Raw genomic sequence first — 16,569 nt, forward strand, 5'->3', positions numbered from 1 at the left:
TCTTAATTCACTATTTCGCTTCCGGTAATAACTTGCCGTTATCTTTATTAAAGACCTTGCCCGTAGCCGGGCCTTCAATTTCGCTTAAATGAACAGTAGGTTTATTCACTTCACTCACTTTGTGAATATCCATCAATAGTTTAGGCTTTCGTCCACCCATTACTTCGGCTATTGTTTCGTGAGGGCGTTTTAGATCATCTAAATAATGATTAGCAGAAATCACTGAATGCCTGCTAATCTTTCTTGGCCCCTCAATAACCCAGTCACTTGTCTTCTTTTTATCAAAGCGACAAGTGTTACAGATCCACCCAGTCTTACCATCAAAGTCTTCTACCTCACCCCATTCATCTTTTCTCGCCGTTATGCGAAAAACCTCATCTCCCCTGTTCCAGATAGTTACTTTGCCGCAACATTTATCACAATCTCTATGGGCATTTAAAGGTTTTAAAAACCACACCCTTTGTTTAAAACGGAACGTTCTATCAGTTAATGCACCAACAGGGCAAACATCAATCATGTTTCCACTGAAATCGTTGTCGATGGCTTTCGAAATGTAGGTGCTAATCTGGGCATGTTCACCCCTATCCAAAATACCGTGCATTCTTGTATTAGTAATCTGATCTGCTATATAAGTACATCGGTAGCAAAGAATGCAACGGGTCATATGCAACTGAATGTATGGCCCTATATCTTCCCTTTCGAACAATCGGCGCTGAAATTCATATCGTGTCTCTTCTTTTCCGTGCTCATAACTCAAATCCTGCAGGTGACATTCTCCCGCCTGGTCACAGATCGGACAATCTAAAGGATGATTAAGCAATAAGAACTCTACTACACCTTTACGGGCATCCAATACTTTTTCACTGGTTATACTTTTTACAACCATTCCATCCATTACGTTGGTACGGCAACTTGCAACAAGCTTCGGCATAGGTCGAGGGTCAGCCGTAGAACCAGCTGCAACCTCCACTAAACATGTACGACACTTGCCTCCGCTACCTTTTAGCTTGCTATAGAAACACATGGTAGGAGGAGCTACATCACCGCCAACCTTTCTCGCTGCCATTAATATAGATGTACCCGGAGCTACCTCAACTGTTATATTGTCGATGGTAACTTTAAACATTTGAGGAGCATCTTTTTTTACTTCTTCAGCCATATTTTATTTTTTCGCGCCTGCATAAGTAGCAAAGACGTGAAGTTTAAAAGTTATTGTTAAACAGAAAGCCTTACACCGCTACTTCTCTCGCATCAGCGTAATGTGCCAACCCAAAGTTTCTTACCTGGCTTTCTTCCGGATTTAGTACATGCCATTCAAATTCGTCTCTAAAATGACGGATTGCTGCTGCCACAGGCCAGGCTGCTGCATCACCTAGTGGGCAAATAGTATTTCCTTCGATCCTTCTTTGTATATCCCACAACAAATCGATATCACTTAATTTGCCTTTACCGTATTCGAGGTTATATAGAACACGCTTCATCCAACCAGTACCTTCCCGACAAGGACTGCATTGACCACAGCTTTCATGATGATAGAAACGAGCTAAGGTTAAGGTATGACGAACAATACATTGATCTTCATCTAAAACAATAAAGCCTCCTGACCCCATCATACTTCCTGTTGCAAAACCTCCATCTGATAAGCTTTCATAGTTCATCAACCGGGTTTCGCCTTTCGCAGTCTTAAATAAAAGATTAGCAGGTAAAATAGGTACGGACGATCCCCCGGGGATGCACGCCTTCAACCTTTTGCCGTTAGGAATGCCTCCGCAATATTCGTCACTGTAAACAAACTCTTCCACGCTAATAGTCATATCGATCTCGTAAACACCAGGCTTATTGATATTTCCACATGCGCTTATAAGCTTCGTACCAGTAGATTTACCAACTCCGATCTTAGCATACTCCTCGCCACCCATATTAAAAATAGGAACGATGGCTGCTAAAGTTTCCACGTTATTTACCACTGTTGGACTTTCCCACAGACCTTTAATAGCCGGAAACGGTGGCTTAATACGAGGATTACCTCTTTTGCCTTCGAGGCTCTCAATCAACGCGGTTTCTTCACCACAAATGTAAGCCCCAGCACCGCGCTGAACATATATTTCGCAGTCAAAACCTGTCCCTAAAATATTCTTCCCTAACCAGCCGTTCTGTTTCGCCTCTTCAATTGCATATTCTAAAATATCAGGTATCCATGCATATTCACCACGGATGTATATGTATGTTCTGTTACTTCCGAGTGCAAACGATGAAACAATTAACCCTTCAATTAGCAGGTGCGGAAGAAACTCCATCAAGTACCGGTCTTTAAACGTTCCCGGTTCGCTCTCGTCTGCATTACAAACAAGGTAACGGGGAACGCCTTCCGGCTTCGCAAGAAAGCTCCATTTCATTCCCGTTGGAAAACCTGCACCACCGCGACCTCTCAAACCACTCTTCTTAACTTCTTCGACAATTTCTGCCGGGGTCATTTTAAAGGCTTTTTCTACTGCAGCATATCCCCCGTTTTCACGGTAAGCCTTGTAAAAACGTATTCCTTCAATATTTGCTTTATCTAATAATAATTTTGTACTCATACCCTAAATTCACAAAGAGGATTTTATAGTTTTTGTAGTCATCCTATTCCTATTTCTTTAGTCCCATCATTTACATTCTCATTGGATGCAATGTTCTTGTAAATGGATTTAAAACCAATCCGATTGACTCTAATGTTGTTGCTCCCAACAAAGCCGTGTCTCCTTCTTCACCATATACAACGGGAGCTGGTCATCCTTCACCTTTAAACTCAAAATAAGCTGCGCTTATCTGTCGTTTTACAGTCGTTCCATCTGCCAACGAAAAACCCATTTCTCTATATGGTTCAATTCCTAATTCGTCTAATATTTTACCGGGAACCAACCTATATACCGCACCACTATCAACTAAAAATTCTACCTCAGCAGATTTTCCAGATTTTCTATGTTCTCTCACGGTTAGTATAACATTAGTTATTCCCATATTACTAAGTCCTCAGCAATTAGTAAATCCAAACCTAGTTCTTCAACTCGTAATTAAACATCCAATTAACCCCAAACTTGTCTTTTAGCATCCCAAACCTTGCTCCCCAAAAAGCATCCTGCAATTCCATGGTAGCAGTTCCGCCTTCAGCCATTTTTTTAAACACTTCGTCTATTTGACCCTCCTCAGTGATTTCTACTGACAATTGTATGTTGCCATCAGTTTGCACCAGGTTTCCTTTAAAAGTATCAGATACCATTAATACATTGTCACCAAACTTCACTCGCCCATGTATCACTTTATCTTTATAGTCTTCATCAGATGGCGTTGGGCTATCTCCATACCGGTTAAGTTCTAATATTTCGCCTCCTAAAGCCGCCGCATAAAAATTCATTGCTTCTTCTGCCTGCCCTGTAAAATGAATGTATGGAGTAAGACGCATGCTATATTATTTTAAACTACGATAAAACAACGCTAATTATTGATTGCAGAAAAGCTACGACACTCTTCTATAATTGCATCTACTTTTTCAGGAGTTAGGTGCTCTTTGTAATGCTTACCCAGCTGCATCATTGGTGCGTATCCACATGCACCTAAACATTCAACTACTTTTAAAGTAAACAATCCATCATCTGTAGTTTCACCTACGCCGATACCCAACCTGGTTTTAATATAATTGATAATATCATCACTGCCTCTCAGCATGCATGGCCCTGTCTGGCAAACTTCAAAAAGAAACTTTCCGACAGGCTTCATATTATACATGCTATAAAACGTAGCCACTTCATATACTTCTATTGGAGTGATACTTAATATCTCTGCCACATAATCCATTACAGGCACATCAAGCCATCCACCAAATTCTTCCTGTGCCAAATGGAGTACAGGTATCAAGGCACTTTTTTGCTTCCCTTCCGGATAACGTGCAATAATTTCCTGCACTTTAAGTAAGCTCTTTTCTGAAAACTGTATCATTTATAATTTAAAAGGCAAAATGAAAAAATTGAGGTCCACTTTCCATTCTTTATTTTTATTTTTTTATCACCCTATCCATCCATCTCACCTGCAATCAGGTTAAGAGAACTCATGCAAATAATTGCATCACTTAACATACTACCTTTTATCAGTTCTGTATAGGCCTGGTAGTAAATAAAACACGGTCTGCGAAAGTGTAACCGGTAGGGTGTGCGGCCGCCGTCACTAATGAGATAAAAGCCTAACTCACCATTTCCGCCTTCTACACTGTGGTACACTTCTCCAGCAGGAATATCAGTCTCACCCATTATTATTTTAAAGTGATAAATCAGGGCCTCCATTTTCGTGTAAACATCTTTCTTTTCAGGAAGGTAATATTCAGGGGCATCCGCATGAAAAACATCAGCCTCCTTTCCTTTAAATTCCTGCACTTTCCGGTAAGCCTGCTTAATGATCTCTAGCGATTGCCACATTTCCTCGTTACGAACCAAAAAACGATCGTACACATCACCCGTCTTTCCAACCGGAACAGTAAAATCAAAATCTTCGTAACTGCTGTAAGGAGAATGTACACGCACATCATAGTCCACACCAGCAGCTCTTAAATTTGGACCTGTAAAACCGTAATTCAAGGCTCTCTCAGCAGCAATACCTCCAACACCTTGCGTACGCTCCATAAAAATCCTGTTACGATTGAACAAGTTTTCAAACTCCTTCAACACCTTAGGATACTCATTCAAAAATTTTTCTAATTTCCTGAAAGCGATATCATTAAAATTTCTTTCAAAACCACCAATACGACCAATATTAGTCGTTAAACGGCTACCACACACCTCTTCCCAAATCTCATAAATCAATTCACGGGATTGCATCACATACAAAAACCCGGTAAAAGCGCCGGTATCAACACCAACAACGGAGTTACAAATTAGATGATCAGCAATACGAGCCAGTTCCATTATAATTACCCGCAGATAGTCAACCCGTTTAGGAAGGGTAAGACCAAGCAACTTTTCGCAGGTCATATGCCAACCCATATTATTAATCGGGCTGCTACAGTAGTTTAACCTGTCTGTCAGCGGAGTAATTTGATATAAAGGTCTATGTTCTGCAATTTTTTCAAATGCACGATGTATATAACCAATGGTTTGTTCCGCGTCTACCACTCTCTCGCCATCCACTTCCAGTATGTTTTGAAATACCCCGTGCGTAGCGGGGTGTGTAGGCCCGAGGTTTAGGGTCGTGGTAGTTTTTTCTATACTTCCGTCAGGAAGCACTCTATGTTTAGGTTGTTCTACAACAGGCATTTTTTATTTTTTTGTAGTCGACTTCTCTATTCTATTCAACATTGTTGCGTCGCACTCTTGTGCTTTTAATACCTCATGAAACTAAAAGCTTTAACCAACTATATTTAACAACTTGCCAACTATATCTCCTTTAAAACGGTTCGTTCGCTTCTTCGTCAAAAATAGCTTCAAGCAGAATTTCAAGACCTTCTAAAACTTTACATCTTACAGTTGCATGTTGCACTTTTTCAGCCAACACAAAACTTTCATTTTCTAAAAAACACTGTTCAACAAGTCTTTTATCTGCATTAACCAACCAATATTCTTTTACTCCGTTTAAAGCACAAAATCTGGCGCCTGAAAAAACATATATCCGGCTTAAAATCATTTCTTCTCAAATCAACAACAGTCTTTTCACTCGTTATAACACCCATTTTATGTTTTCTAACAAACCCTGGTAAGTATATAAATAAGGTTCGCAACTGTTAAGGTATGTTTATCCTTAGCAGGAGAATTATAAAACGCTTCGCCGTTTATAAACTCCGCCTTTTCATCCTCTCTTATATACTTGTAAAAACGGTGTCGTTTTGCTTCTTCTCCAACTCCTCAACATAATCAGGTAATTTGGGAGAGTCTAAAATGCTCTTTAAAACATTCTCCACAACTGTTTAAAGCCAGGTCTTATCCTTATCAGCTTCGCTGATCGTCTTTGGCTCCTCGCTCACTTCACGGTTCCCAAAATCTATACTGCCACCTCGGCCAAACATCTCATCATCTTTATCTATCCTGCTCTGGTCTTCTAAAGGAAATTCTTTACGCATAGGGAAATAATCCATTTCCTCAACATTTAAAATTCGCTTTAAGTTTGGATGGCCAATAAAGTTGACCCCAAAGAAATCGTATGTTTCTCTTTCCATCCAATTTGCTGCTTCAAATAAACCAGTGGCTGTAAATACATCAGGTTGCTCTATCGGCATGTACACTTTAAACCGTATGCGAACGTTTTCTACCAAGTTGTGCAAATGATAAACAACTGCCAACTCCTCACCCTTGCGCTCGGGGTAATGAACTGCGCACAAGTCGGTCAAAAATTTAAAAGCGAGATCTTGTTCATTATATAAAAAACCCATCACCTTAAGGTTCATTTCCCTGGGCGCAGAAAAAGTAAGCATGCCATAAGGTTCTCCAAATTCAGTAACCGATTCTCCAAACTTGTCTACTAATCTTTGTATAATATCCGGGTTAGCTAGAGGCATTTATATAATTTGAAAATTAAACAATTTGAAAATTTGAAAATCAAAAACGGCAAGTCTTCCTTACTTTCTCAAATCCTCAAATTTCCAAACCAGCACATTATCCAATGGCTATTAGCACATAAATTACTGTATTCCGTAGCTTTCCATTAAAGCCTTGTATTGTTCTCCGTTTCTGCGGCGTGTACTTTCGTTATGCACAAGGTCTTGAATACGTAACACACCATCAATGATCGCTTCTGGTCTTGGTGGGCATCCCGGTACATAAACATCAACAGGAACTACCTGGTCGATGCCTTGTAACACACTGTAAGAATCAAATATACCACCTGAGCATGCACAGGCGCCAACTGCCATCACCCAACGAGGTTCGGCCATTTGTAAATATACTTGTTTTACTATCGGAGCCATTTTTTTGGCGATAGTCCCCATTACCATTAACAGGTCGCACTGACGGGGCGAGAAACCCAATCTTTCACTTCCAAACCTCGACAAATCGTAGTGAGAACCCATTGTTGCCATAAACTCAATACCACAGCAACTGGTTGCAAACGGCAGTGGCCACATAGAATTTTTTCGTGCAAGGCCTAAAACCTTTTCTAAAGAGGTGGCACCAAAGCCTTCTCCCATATAGGTTTCGGGAGCTTCCAATTCTTTAACTTGTGTATGAAATCTTACCGGACGAGCCATAATTTGTCTGATTTTAAATCCTTCTCAAATCACTTAATAAACACTAACACCTGATTTTTCCAGCACTTATAATAACTGCAAAACAGAAATTATAGACGTGCAAAAGTACTGCAACTGCATCAAATTCAAATAAATGTTTCGAATAGAATTATCTAAAACGAATCATAAATCGTGAGCGTTTTTAGCTTCTTAAGAAGGGTGTGAATTGTTTTTTACAGAAGTTGCAAAAAACATGCAAAGAAATTTTACTATTTATACTTTGCCACCGGTTTAAACTTGGCCACCTTTTTTTAGAAGACATTAGAACTCACAACTAAGCAATAGTTAATACAAGTACAATAAAGTTTTGCATGTACAAGGGAGTGACACAAGAATGCTGAAAAAAGTGTAGACGCTGGAACGGAAAAAACAGCACTACGCTCAGCTTACATAAAAAATATTTACCAGATTAATCTTCCCACTGCAACGCGCCCTTTTTAATGATATAGTAAAAACCAGCCAGGAAAAAGCCGACGAACATACTAAGGGCTCCGAAACCTGACCAGCCTAATTCACGAAAGTTTACGGCATAAGGATAAAAGAATATAACCTCCACATCAAACAAAACAAAGAGGATGGCTACCAAAAAATATTTAACGGCCATAGGTTGGCGCGCATTACCAACCGCTTCTATACCACTTTCAAAGTTTTGAAGTTTATCGCTCGTTGCGCGCTTAGGGCCCAGCAAGTGAGTGAGGCCCATCATAAGACCAACAAAACCAATAGCACAAAGCAACTGAAGCCCTATAGGAAAATAATTAGCCGAAGAACTGACTTCATTTATAGTAGCATCTAAAAAATACATTTCTTTAATTTTCGATGTAAAAATAAGGAGTACGGTTAAATTGAGTTGAATAAATCTTGCCACAAGTAAATGCAGAAGATTATTGCAAAAGCGAACGCCCAATTACTATCCGTTGCACTTCACTTGTGCCCTCATAAATTTGTGTAATTTTTGCGTCGCGCATCAGCCGCTCTACATGATATTCTTTAACGAAACCATAACCCCCATGTATTTGCACTGCTTCAACGGCCGTCCACATGGCCGTTTCACTGCTAAATACCTTTGCCATTGACGAGCTTACCGTATAGTCCTGCCCCTGGTCTTTCTGCCAGGCCGCTTTTAAGCAAAGCGACCTCGCCGCTGCGATCCTGGTAGCCATATCGGCAAGTTTAAATTGTATAGCCTGGTGATGCATAATTTCTTTACCAAATGCCTTCCGCTCCTTCGAGTATTTAAGTGAAAGCTCGTAGGCGCCGCTTGCAATTCCCAAGGCTTGCGACGCAATACCTATTCGTCCACCGGCCAGTGTTTTCATGGCGAACTTAAAACCAAAACCATCCTCCCCTACCCGGTTTTCTTTAGGCACCTTTACATTATCAAACATCACCGACGTGGTATCACTTCCCCTGATGCCTAATTTATTTTCTTTTCCTCCAATAGTTACCCCTGGCCACCCTTTTTCAATAATTAAAGTATTGATTCCATGGCTTTTTTGCTCGGGATGCGTTTGAGCCATAACGAGATAAACCGAAGACGTTGAACCGTTAGTAATCCAGTTTTTAATACCATTTACCAGGTAATGGTCGCCCATGTCCTCCGCTATTGTATGTTGAGAGCTTGCATCACTACCGGCTTCAGGTTCGCTAAGCAAAAAAGCACCAATATATAATTCCCCATCTTTTTTGCCCTGAGCAAGTGGGGTTAAATATTTTTGTTTTTGTTGCTCCGTTCCATATGTTTCAAGTCCCCAACATACAAGGCTGTTATTTACGCTCATACAAACGCTAACGCTTGCGTCAATTTTACTAATTTCCTCCATTGCCAAAACGTAGCTGATCGTATCCATTCCGCTACCACCGTATTGCGGGTCTACCATCATACCCATAAACCCCAGGTCAGCAAGTTTCATTATTTGCTCTTTTGGAAACCGCTGTTGCTCATCCCTCTCTATTACTCCTGGCAAGCATTCCGTTATTGCAAAATCCTTTGCCGCCTGTTTTATCATTTGTTGCTCTTCCGTGAATTGGAAATCCATGTAGTATAACAATTTCAGGCAAGGTAAGAGATTTTAAAAGAGGAAGTATTATAGAGCAGGCTTTGCGAATTCTATTTAACATCGTTGTGTCACACCCTTTAACCACATACCATTACGCTGCTTCAACAGCGGCTGCTAAGAGCAAGCATTCCAGGAGTATTTGAAGAATGCTTTGAGTAGCGGAATAAAAACTACCAACAAGCTTAAAACAATCAACGAAGGAATTTTAAACATTTCCGAAAAACAAATAAGCAAGCGTAATTGCTGTTAGTATGCCAACAAGGTCAGCCAGTAACATAGCACCAACTGCATAACGGGTATTTTTGATACCTACAGCGCCAAAGTAAACTGCAATTACATAAAAGGTAGTATCTGAAGAACCTTGCAGGATAGATGCTAAACGGCCTGCAAAAGAATCAGCGCCAAAATTTTTCATTGTGTCTACCATCATTCCACGGGCACCACCTCCGCTTAAAGGCCTGATTAAAGCGGTAGGTAAACCGTCTACAAATCTTGTATCAGCCCCTAATGCAGCAAACAAAGACTTCATTCCATTTATTACCACATCAAAAGTTCCGCTGGTGCGAAGAAGACTAATGGCAACCAACATTCCTACCAAATACGGAATGATACGAACGGAAGTTTCAAAGCCACCTTTTGCCCCATCAATAAATGCGTCAAAAACATCAATTCTTTTATACAAAGCGCCCAGAATGATCAACAGAAAAATAAGCAGGATTAAGCCATTGCTTAACACGTTCGAAAACGATTGAACTGCAGCTGCATTTAGTGAAGTAAGATAAACTACCAACAAAACAAGAATGGCAGAAAGCCCTCCAACCCATGCTAATATTACCGGTTGAAATATTCTAATTTTTTGCTTAAAACTTACCATAAACATGGCTGCCATTGTAGCTACAAAGGTTGTAATCATACATGGAACAAAAATATCGGTAGGGTTTGCAGATTTTAAGGATGCTCTTACTGCAATAATACTTACCGGAATTAATGAAAAACCAGCAGCATGCAGACATAAGAACATGATCTGCGCATTGGATGCGACGTCTTTATCGGTATTGATTTCCTGCAAACTTTCCATCGACTTAATCCCGAACGGTGTGGCCGCGTTATCCAATCCTAAAAGGTTCGCTGAAAAGTTCATCATCATATGCCCCATTGCAGGATGCCCTTTTGGAATATCAGGAAAGAGGCGTGAAAAAAAAGGTCCAATTATTTTAGATAATAACCGAATACCTCCGGCCCTTTCAGCAATACTCATAAACCCCATAAAAAGAGCCATAATTCCAATTAAACCAATACTGATGTTAACTGCACTTTTACACGTTTCTATAATACCATCAGCTTTCTTAACCAGTTTCGTTTGCACTGATTTATAAGTAAATACGGCATTACTACCAGTCGCACTTTTAATAGCAGCAACAGAATCACTATTGACATCATCAGTAATAATCACACTGGCAAGATGAGCAGAGTCAGCAGCAACATATCCATACCCGGAAAGATATTTAGCGAAGTTTTCTTTAGAAGTAATGCCTGTACTTGCGGGGGAACCTACCATTACATATCTAACGGTATCGTATGCATCGTCCGCTTTACCAACCACCATCTGGCTAAATATTTGGTTATTTCCAAAAAACGCCGCTTTTGATGCTGCAACAAAAACTGCTATTAAGATGAAAGCCGACCAAATTCTGCTTAATGCCATTAATACTGTTTAATATTAGGTATCGTGATTTAACTGCTACAATAATACGGTTATAGTTTCAAATACCTACTTTTGCCGCAAAATGGACAGGTTACTTTTCATCCGGTATTCCCCTCGTCTTTTTAATTTTTAATTTTTAATTTTTAATTACAATGGGTCTTCAAGCAGGTATAGTGGGATTGCCAAATGTGGGAAAATCAACTTTATTTAATGCACTTAGTAATGCGAAAGCTGTTGCGGCAAACTTTCCTTTTTGTACAATCGAACCAAATATTGGGGTAATCACTGTTCCTGATGAAAGATTGATTGCGTTGGAAAAAATTGTAATTCCTCAACGTGTTGTTCCGGCAACTGTTGAGATTGTTGACATTGCGGGACTGGTAAAAGGAGCCAGCAAAGGTGAAGGACTAGGCAACCAGTTTTTAGGAAATATTCGTGCTACCGATGCGATTATTCATGTGCTTCGCTGTTTTGAAGATGATAACATTATTCACGTTGATGGCAATGTAAATCCTGTAAGAGACAAGGAAATTATTGATACAGAACTTCAGTTGAAAGACCTTGAAGGAATTGAGAAGAAAATTACTAAAAACGAAAAACTATCAAAAACGGGCGATAAGGAATTTCTTCATGGACTTGACTTGCTAAAGCAACTGAAAACTTTTATGGAGCAAGGTAAAAATGCGCGGAGCTTTGAAGTAAGCCCTGAAGATAAAGAAAAGCATTTTGCTGATTTATTCCTGCTTACCATGAAGCCTGTTATATACGTATGCAATGTGGACGAAAAAAGTGTAGTAAACGGCAATAATCATTCAGCGGCTGTAAAAGAAGCAATTAAAAATGAAAAGGCGGAGACGTTGCTTATTAGTGCGTCTATTGAAAGCGAAATTGCTGTGATGGAAAGCTTCGAAGACAGACAATTGTTTTTAGAGGATATGGGACTTCATGAAAGCGGTGTGGCAAGATTAATCACTTCAACTTATCGCTTGTTAAACCTAGCCACTTATTTCACTGCCGGGGTGCAGGAAGTTCGTGCATGGACTATTACAAAAGGAATGCTTGCGCCACAGGCAGCCGGAGTAATTCATACAGATTTTGAAAAAGGTTTTATCAGGGCTGAAGTAATAAAGTATACAGATTATATAAAGTACGGTTCAGAAGCAGCTTGCCGTGATAACGGTAAACTTGCAGTACAGGGAAAAGATTACTTGGTGGAAGATGGCGACATTATGCACTTCAGGTTTAATGTGTAAGTGCTAATTGTAATAGTGTTTTAAACGAGAGAGACTGTATTTTTGCAGTCTCTTTTTTTATGCCTGTAAAAATTTCTTCAGTAAATAATTACAAGGATATTGGTGCCTGTAGAACCCTTAACCCAGGCCGACAAGAGCTTAATAAGCGGTCGTATAGCTGAACGAAATGCGTCGCAACGATTTTAAATAGAAGTACAAATGCCTGTACCCAAAAAAAATAGCTTCTCAAGCCTAATCAATCATAGCAACATAGCTTTCCTAATCCGTTTTATTTAAATGGCATAATTTTTTTCACTTTAAAATTATCTCTCCTTAAAAAGCAAGCACCAGTATTTCATTCATTCTAAATCATTTTCAATGAAAGCGGCAGTATTTCATAATCCCAAAGACATCAGGGTTGATAATGTACCAGACCCCGAAATAAAACAACAGGGAGACGCAATTATCAGGGTAACCTCTACAGCTATTTGCGGATCTGACCTTCACATTTACAACGGTATGTTTCCACAGCCGAGAAATATGATTTTAGGGCATGAGTTTATGGGAATAGTGGAGGAAGTGGGAACGAATGTCAGCAAGTTAAAAAAAGGAGATCGCGTGGTAGTTCCTTTTCCGGTTGCATGTGGAGGATGTTACTTCTGCAACACTGGCTTAGTTGGTCACTGCGAGAATTCGAACGCGGACAATTATGGACCTGAAGGTGGATTGATGACTGAAAAAGGCGGCGGATTATTTGGTTATACTGATCTATACGGAGGGTACGACGGCGGACAGGCAGAATATGTGAGAGTTCCTTATGCTGATTTTGGACCCAGGAAAGTATCGGACGCGCTTACTGATGAACAAGTACTATTTCTTACAGATATTTTACCAACAGGTTATGCAGCCGTTGAATGGGGTGGTGTAAAAGGCGGTGAAACTGTGGCTGTTTTTGGTTGCGGGCCAGTTGGACTTATGGCTATGAAAGTGGCGTGGCTACGTGGAGCATCGAAAGTAATTGCGCTTGACATTGAGGACTACAGGTTAACAATGGCTGCAACGGTTTGCGGTGCAGAGATAATTAACGTAAAAGACCACGGTAAAGCGATTGAAGAAATTAGAAATTGGACAGGTGGACGAGGAGCCGATGTTGTTATTGATGCCGTCGGGATGGAAGCAGATAGAAGTGCCCTTGACCGGGTAAAAAGTGTGATAAGAATGGAGAAAGGAACTATAAATGCTTTAAGGATGTGCTTGTCAGCCGTTCGGCGGGGAGGAACAGTTTCGGTGGTAGGCGTATACGGATATCCCTACGATAATTTCCCGTGGCACCAGATTTTCGATAAAGGATTGACGATTCGAGCCGGGCAAGCTCCGGCCCACACTTTTATTGACGAATTAAATGGATGGGTGGAAGAAGGCAAAATAAGATTAGACGATATTATTACACATCGTCTGCCGCTTTCTCAAGCGGCGTATGCTTATGACATTTTTAATAAGAAGGAAGATAATTGTGTAAAAGTGATTTTGAAACCTTAGATCTATATCACTAGCAAACACTAGATCAACGTATTGTTTAAAATCTCGGCGCCGCTAACAAGTTGGTAGAATTCTTTTTTAGTTGCCAGGCCTTTGAGCATTGCTAAATGTCTGTCGTGATGAAGGTCTGTTCCTAAAAAATCCACCATCTCGTTTTTAAATAATCTTTCAGCAATCTTTTTCACATGCGGACCATAACCGCCTGATAAAGACAGCAGGTTCACCTGCAGCTTGCAGCCGAGGTCCTTAAATCTTTCGTACTGCTCAAACTCATGATGATAATAGCTATACCTTTCGGGATGGGCAAGTATTGGTTGTAAACCCATCATCCGTAAATCAAAAATTGCCTGATCAAAGTTTGGGGAGGGCGATAAGTAAGACATTTCAACAAGAATATAATCACTCCCTATTGTTAAAAGGTCTTCTTTTTTTGATTTTGACAGTAAGTCAGCAAACATATGATCTATCATATACTCCGCTGCTGCTTCTATCTGGATGTCTACCCCAGCCGCTTTCAAAGCATCTCTTACAAGCGCCAATTTCGGCAAAATTGTTTGGGGGCTGTTAGGATATAAATCTGAGAGGATGTGTGGTGTGCAAATAAGTTTATGGTACCCCAGGTCTTTAAGGTCTTTGATATACGCTACTGAGTTTTCCAATTCCTGCAAACCGTCGTCTATGCCCGGCAGCAAATGCGAATGCATATCTATTCCTATAAATGACAAATCGGGTTCAACTGGTTTACCCGATCTCTTAAAAAAATTAAACATGTAACAAAGATTCGTGCAATTTATATACTAACCATGAGAAGTAAGGCTAGAGGATAAGATTTCTTCATCCATTGCTTCGTAAATAGAGTTGTTACTTATGTATTCCGGAACAATACGTTTCATTTGTTTTACAACTTCATCATCCTTATTTAACATAGCAATGCTTACTGCTTTATCTATACTCTTTGAAATTTTTTCGTAATCGTATTCTATCACTTTAGCAATAAGTATTTTTTTATTGTGCGTGAAAATTACTTCTTCTTCTTTATTAAGCAGTTCTTCGTACAATTTTTCTCCAGGTCTTAAACCGGTAAATTTAATGTCGATATCCTTTGCGGGGCTAAGGCCGGCAAGCTTTATCATCTTTTTTGCAAGGTCGAGTATTTTGACTGGCTCACCCATGTCAAACAAAAATACTTCTCCTCCATTGCCCATAGTTACCGCTTCTAAAACCAAAGAACAAGCCTCAGGTATGGTCATGAAATAACGGATGATATCAGGATGTGTAACCGTAACTGGTCCACCCTTAGATATTTGCTCTTGAAAGCGTGGGATAACAGAACCGTTAGACCCAAGAACATTTCCAAATCTTGTAGTAATGAATTTTGTTCTTGTTTTTCTGGGAGCTAATTGAATAACACCTTCGTCAATCACAGGAATTGTTTTCCTTGATTGCAGAGACTGACAATAAATTTCGGCTATTCGTTTTGATGCTCCCATCACGTTAGTCGGATTGATTGCCTTGTCTGTTGATACAAATAAAAATCTTTCGACCGAATAGAATTCTGACAAGTCTGCAAGCACTTTAGTTCCTAAGACATTATTTCTTACTGCTTCTGAAGGGTGATTTTCCATCATTGGCACATGCTTGTATGCTGCAGCATGAAACACAATATCGGGCATGTATGATGCGAACATGTTGTTCATTGCCTTCTGATCTTTTACATCCCCAAGAAAGACCTTTAAACTATTACCTAACTGATATTTCTTTTGCAACTCATATTCAAGTTCGTATAAACCTGTTTCTGTCTGATCGCAAATAATTAAAGAGAAAGCATTAATTCCTGCTATCTGCCTTGCCAGTTCGCTGCCAATAGATCCTGCGGCTCCTGTAATTAAAACTTTTTTATTTCGAAGCAAATTTGTTACATGCTCGTTTTTTAAACTGATTTGAGGACGCCCCAATAGCTCATCTATTTTAACCTGCCGTAATTGATTAATGTTTAGATGACCTTGTATCCATTCTCCCATCGGAGGTATATTCATCACCTTAATGTTCTGTTCAAGGCAGTAATCAACTATTTTATTCTTTTTACTCAAATCAAAATCTTGTCGCGCAAAAAACAGCATTTTTATTTGCCACGACTTTATTACGTTTTGAACCTGGTTGAAAGAGTAGATTTTTACATTATCAATTGTCTTTCCAAACAAGTTTTCATCATCGTCAATAAAAGCTACGATTTTATAACGGTTGTTAGAAGTTTGCTCGATCGTTTTCTTTAGAACAGATCCGTTGAGTTCAGCTCCGTAAATAACAATATGAATATTCTCCTCCTGGTTAACGCTTATCTTGTATAGGTGCTTTACTAAGAGACGATATCCAAAAACAGAAAAAGAAGAAATAAAGAAGTAAATAAACAAAACAGAGGTTGGAATAAATGAGGCAATTCCAAAAATTCTCAACCCAATACTCAGAAGTAACATTATGAAGAAGGAATAGAAAACTGCCGAAATGCTTCTAAAAGCTTCCTGAAATCCTGAAAGCCTTATGATGCCGTGATAAGTTCTAAAAATGTAGAATAAGATAGAGTTGGTTATGACCGTCGCAATTATATCATCTACCAGGTCTGTAAGATGGATAAGATTTAAATCAAAATTTAGTCTAAGGTAATTAGCATAAACTATAGCGAAACAGCAAATACTAAGGTCAAGAACAAATATCAGCCATTTGGGAGCTATTCTGTTTCGCAGTAAAAATTTCCTTAAGTTTTTCACAACCTTTTTTTGTTTTGATAAAAGC

At 39.6% G+C, this 16,569-nt stretch carries 16 protein-coding genes; 2 read left to right on the plus strand and 14 right to left on the minus strand.

The genetic code is table 11. The features are described from left to right. Positions 1–10: 10 nt before the first annotated feature. From JWR87_RS00870 to JWR87_RS00925, 12 genes are all read right to left on the minus strand, one after another. Positions 11–1,159: a 2Fe-2S iron-sulfur cluster-binding protein gene (locus JWR87_RS00870; protein WP_297814647.1), complete on the minus strand. Its 1,149-nt coding sequence runs from the start codon at positions 1,157–1,159 to the stop codon at positions 11–13. Between the two features lie 70 nt (positions 1,160–1,229). Next, positions 1,230–2,579 carry an NADH-quinone oxidoreductase subunit NuoF gene (gene nuoF / locus JWR87_RS00875; RefSeq protein ID WP_297814649.1) on the minus strand — a complete coding sequence of 450 codons (1,350 nt, stop codon included), beginning with the start codon at positions 2,577–2,579 and terminating at the stop codon, positions 1,230–1,232. A gap of 190 nt (positions 2,580–2,769) precedes the next feature. After that, complete coding sequence (locus JWR87_RS00880) at positions 2,770–3,000, minus strand: hypothetical protein (protein ID WP_297814651.1); 231 nt, start codon at positions 2,998–3,000, stop codon at positions 2,770–2,772. 34 nt (positions 3,001–3,034) lie between these two features. Continuing rightward, the gene (locus tag JWR87_RS00885; RefSeq protein ID WP_297814653.1) at positions 3,035–3,442 is read right to left on the minus strand and encodes a VOC family protein; all 408 of its coding nucleotides are present in this window, start codon (positions 3,440–3,442) and stop codon (positions 3,035–3,037) included. Positions 3,443–3,474: 32 nt separating this feature from the next. After that, positions 3,475–3,975 carry an NAD(P)H-dependent oxidoreductase subunit E gene (locus tag JWR87_RS00890; protein ID WP_297814655.1) on the minus strand — a complete coding sequence of 167 codons (501 nt, stop codon included), beginning with the start codon at positions 3,973–3,975 and terminating at the stop codon, positions 3,475–3,477. A gap of 71 nt (positions 3,976–4,046) precedes the next feature. After that, a complete protein-coding gene (locus JWR87_RS00895) occupies positions 4,047–5,282 on the minus strand; it encodes an NADH-quinone oxidoreductase subunit D (protein ID WP_297814656.1) in 1,236 nt (411 codons plus the stop codon). Between the two features lie 130 nt (positions 5,283–5,412). Beyond that, positions 5,413–5,649 (minus strand): hypothetical protein, encoded by a 237-nt coding sequence (locus tag JWR87_RS00900; protein WP_297814658.1) that lies wholly within the window; start codon positions 5,647–5,649, stop codon positions 5,413–5,415. A 280-nt stretch (positions 5,650–5,929) separates the two neighbouring features. Next, positions 5,930–6,517, minus strand: a complete 588-nt coding sequence (locus tag JWR87_RS00905; RefSeq protein ID WP_297814660.1) for an NADH-quinone oxidoreductase subunit C — start codon at positions 6,515–6,517, stop codon at positions 5,930–5,932. A gap of 123 nt (positions 6,518–6,640) precedes the next feature. Next, positions 6,641–7,204: an NADH-quinone oxidoreductase subunit B gene (locus tag JWR87_RS00910; RefSeq protein WP_297814662.1), complete on the minus strand. Its 564-nt coding sequence runs from the start codon at positions 7,202–7,204 to the stop codon at positions 6,641–6,643. Positions 7,205–7,652: 448 nt separating this feature from the next. After that, the gene (locus JWR87_RS00915; protein WP_297814664.1) at positions 7,653–8,048 is read right to left on the minus strand and encodes an NADH-quinone oxidoreductase subunit A; all 396 of its coding nucleotides are present in this window, start codon (positions 8,046–8,048) and stop codon (positions 7,653–7,655) included. Positions 8,049–8,127: 79 nt separating this feature from the next. Then, positions 8,128–9,282, minus strand: a complete 1,155-nt coding sequence (locus JWR87_RS00920) for an acyl-CoA dehydrogenase family protein (protein ID WP_297814666.1) — start codon at positions 9,280–9,282, stop codon at positions 8,128–8,130. A gap of 226 nt (positions 9,283–9,508) precedes the next feature. Then, complete coding sequence (locus JWR87_RS00925; RefSeq protein ID WP_297814667.1) at positions 9,509–11,008, minus strand: spore maturation protein; 1,500 nt, start codon at positions 11,006–11,008, stop codon at positions 9,509–9,511. A gap of 152 nt (positions 11,009–11,160) precedes the next feature. Between JWR87_RS00925 and ychF the strand changes: the two genes are divergently transcribed. Together ychF and JWR87_RS00935 are read left to right on the plus strand one after the other, a co-directional pair. Further along, complete coding sequence (ychF, locus tag JWR87_RS00930) at positions 11,161–12,261, plus strand: redox-regulated ATPase YchF (protein ID WP_297814668.1); 1,101 nt, start codon at positions 11,161–11,163, stop codon at positions 12,259–12,261. Positions 12,262–12,618: 357 nt separating this feature from the next. Next, the gene (locus JWR87_RS00935) at positions 12,619–13,779 is read left to right on the plus strand and encodes a zinc-dependent alcohol dehydrogenase (protein WP_297814670.1); all 1,161 of its coding nucleotides are present in this window, start codon (positions 12,619–12,621) and stop codon (positions 13,777–13,779) included. Positions 13,780–13,799: 20 nt separating this feature from the next. Here JWR87_RS00935 and JWR87_RS00940 read toward each other — a convergent pair whose 3' ends face one another. After that, positions 13,800–14,549, minus strand: a complete 750-nt coding sequence (locus tag JWR87_RS00940) for a CpsB/CapC family capsule biosynthesis tyrosine phosphatase (RefSeq protein ID WP_297814672.1) — start codon at positions 14,547–14,549, stop codon at positions 13,800–13,802. Between the two features lie 27 nt (positions 14,550–14,576). After that, on the minus strand, positions 14,577–16,544 hold the full coding sequence (locus JWR87_RS00945; RefSeq protein WP_297814674.1) for a nucleoside-diphosphate sugar epimerase/dehydratase: 1,968 nt from the start codon (positions 16,542–16,544) through the stop codon (positions 14,577–14,579). Between the last annotated feature and the right edge of the window lie 25 nt (positions 16,545–16,569).

The organism is Segetibacter sp., from assembly GCF_025963695.1.
GTDB lineage: Bacteria > Bacteroidota > Bacteroidia > Chitinophagales > Chitinophagaceae > Segetibacter.